This is a genomic window from Streptomyces endophyticus, from assembly GCF_035798155.1.
Taxonomy (GTDB): domain Bacteria; phylum Actinomycetota; class Actinomycetes; order Streptomycetales; family Streptomycetaceae; genus Streptomyces; species Streptomyces endophyticus.
This window is the reverse complement of the sequence record NZ_JAOZYC010000053.1, coordinates 1-2,453: the sequence shown is the minus strand read 5'-3', so window position 1 is coordinate 2,453 and position 2,453 is coordinate 1. Positions and strand designations below refer to the sequence as shown.

Sequence of the window (2,453 nt, the reverse complement as noted above, 5' to 3'; positions counted from 1 at the left end):
CCGGCTGTTCGGGGTGGTCTGCCGCCGGCCATCTCCCGCCACCCGCCCCCTCCGGGGGCGTCGGCCTCGCGGGGGGCCGCAGCCGCCTTGGGCAATCTGCCGCCTTGGGCGGCAGGGTGGGCAAGGCGGCACCCCGGTGCCGCGTGACGGAGACGGTCGGCATCGCCCCGGCAGAGCCCCCGTACCCCGGAAGGTGAACACGGAGTGACAGGGCGGGCCCCCGGGGCCCACCCTCGCGTGACGATGCGGCGCACCCGCGACCGGGCCTAGATCCACGTACGGTGATCGGCGTTGCGCGTTGCGTCGCCGTTCACGCGCAGGTCATCCCCGCTGCCAACGATCCAGTACGGAGGGGCGGTTCGAACGAACCGGCCCGGCCGTCACTGTCGACGCGTTCGCACTCGGGGAGACCGCGCCATGCCGCGCATACGCTCTGTCACCACAGCCGCCGCAGAGATCGACCGCCGCGCATTCCTGACCGCGACCGGCGCGGTGACCCTCTCGGCCGGTATCGGATACGCCCTCGGACCCGCGGGCGGCACGAGCGCCGCCGCACACCCCGCCACCGCCCCGGTACGGGCGATGTCCCGCAAGGCCCCGGCCGCCCCACTCGCCCCGTACACCCGCGGCACCACCCTCGCCGCGGTCGCGACCGCCGCCGCCGGCTCCGGCTACCGGCGCCTGGGCGACGGACCGGCCTGGGAACGCGTCGTCCGCACCGAACTCGGCTCCGCCCGCAGCGGCCGCGAGGCCAAGCGGAAGCCACTCGCCGCGTTCGTCCAGTTCACCGACCTCCACCTGGTCGACGTACAACACCCGCTGCGCTACGAGTACCTGAGGTCGCAGACGGCGAGCGCCTGGCGGCCGCAGGAGGCGCTGAGCGTCGCCGGGGCCGTCGCCCTCGTGGAGCGGGTGAACGCACTGCGCGGCGCGCCCGTCACCGCCTCGCCGCTGCACTTCGTGATGACGACGGGCGACAACACCGACAACAACGCCCGCTCCGAACTCGACTGGTTCCTCAAGGCGATGAGCGGCGGCCGCATCAGCCCCAACACCGGCGACCCCCGCCACTACGAGGGCGTCCAGAACAGCGGGCTCCCGCTCTACTGGCAGCCGGACGACGGACTCAGGGACACCGACAAGCGGGACCACGGCTTCCCCCGCCTCCCCGGCTTCCTGGACGCCGCGATCTCCGAACTGCGCAGCCCAGGACTGAACCTCCCCTGGTACTCCACGGTCGGCAACCACGACTCGCTCCCCGGCGGCTGCTACGCGCCCGCGGACCCGTACTTCACCGAATTCGCCGTGGGCGACCGCAAGTTGATGGACCTCGACACCGCCACCGGCAAGGCGATCTGGGACAACGTGCAGAACGGCGGCGACCCGAAGGGCAAGGCGTTCAAGGAGCTGCTCGTCTCGCACAAGCGGAAGATGCGCCGGGTGACGCCCGACGAATCGCGCGCCCCGTTCACGCCGACCGAGTACGTCGCGGCCCACCTCGACCCCGCCCACATGGGACCGGGACCGATCGGCCACGGCTACACCCAGGCCAACCTGGCCGACGCGACGCAGCACTACGCGTTCCGGATCTCCGACGACGTCCTCGGCATCAGCCTCGACACCACGGATCCAGCGGGACACTACGAGGGCTCGATCGGCGCGTCCCAACTGGAGTGGCTGAAGCGTGAGTTGAAGGCCGCCGAGCGGCGCGACGACCACGTCCTCGTCTTCTCCCACCACACCTCCAAGACGATGCGCAACCTCCGTGAGGACCCGGACCGCCCCGGCGAAGGGCGCCACGGCGGCGAGGAGTTGACCGCCCTGCTCGCGGCCCACCGCCCCGTCCTCGCCTGGGTGAACGGCCACAGTCACAAGAACGACATCACGCCACATGCGGGAGCCGACGGCGCCACCGGCTTCTGGGAGATCTCGACCGCCTCCCACGTCGACTTCCCGCAGCTCGCCCGCATCATCGAGGTCGCCGACAACCACGACGGCACGCTGTCCGTCTTCACGACGCTCATCGAGTCCTCGGCCCCGCACCGCACCGACTTCACGGACCTCACGCAGACGGGCCTCGCCGCCCTCTACCGCGAGCTCTCCTTCAACGCGCCCGGCTCCCGCGCCACCCTCTCCGGCACACCGGGCGACCGCAACACCGAACTCGTCCTCAAGAAGGGCTGAATCAGGCTCAACCAACCCAATCCCAGGCAACCCCCGCAGCAGCCCCGCGAGTCCCTCCCGCCGAACGGCCGACGGCACGCATCAACGGCACGCATCAACGGCACGCATCGACGGCTCGCACCAAGGGAGAAGGCATGCTGCAACGCACGATCAAGCTCGGCGCGGCGACGGTACTCGCCATCACGACGGTCACGGCCGGCTGGCTGCGGGAGAAGGGCATCATGCCGGCCCGTCGGGCCATGTACGTGGGCGCCTTCATGTGCCTGTTC

1 protein-coding gene is annotated in these 2,453 nt (G+C 71.4%); it reads left to right on the top strand.

Annotated features, from left to right (window positions below; genetic code table 11):
• Nucleotides 1-417: 417 nt before the first annotated feature.
• Entirely contained in the window at nt 418-2,184 is a 1,767-nt protein-coding gene (locus OKJ99_RS07875; protein WP_326015103.1) for a TIGR03767 family metallophosphoesterase, read from the top strand.
• Nucleotides 2,185-2,453 lie beyond the last annotated feature (269 nt).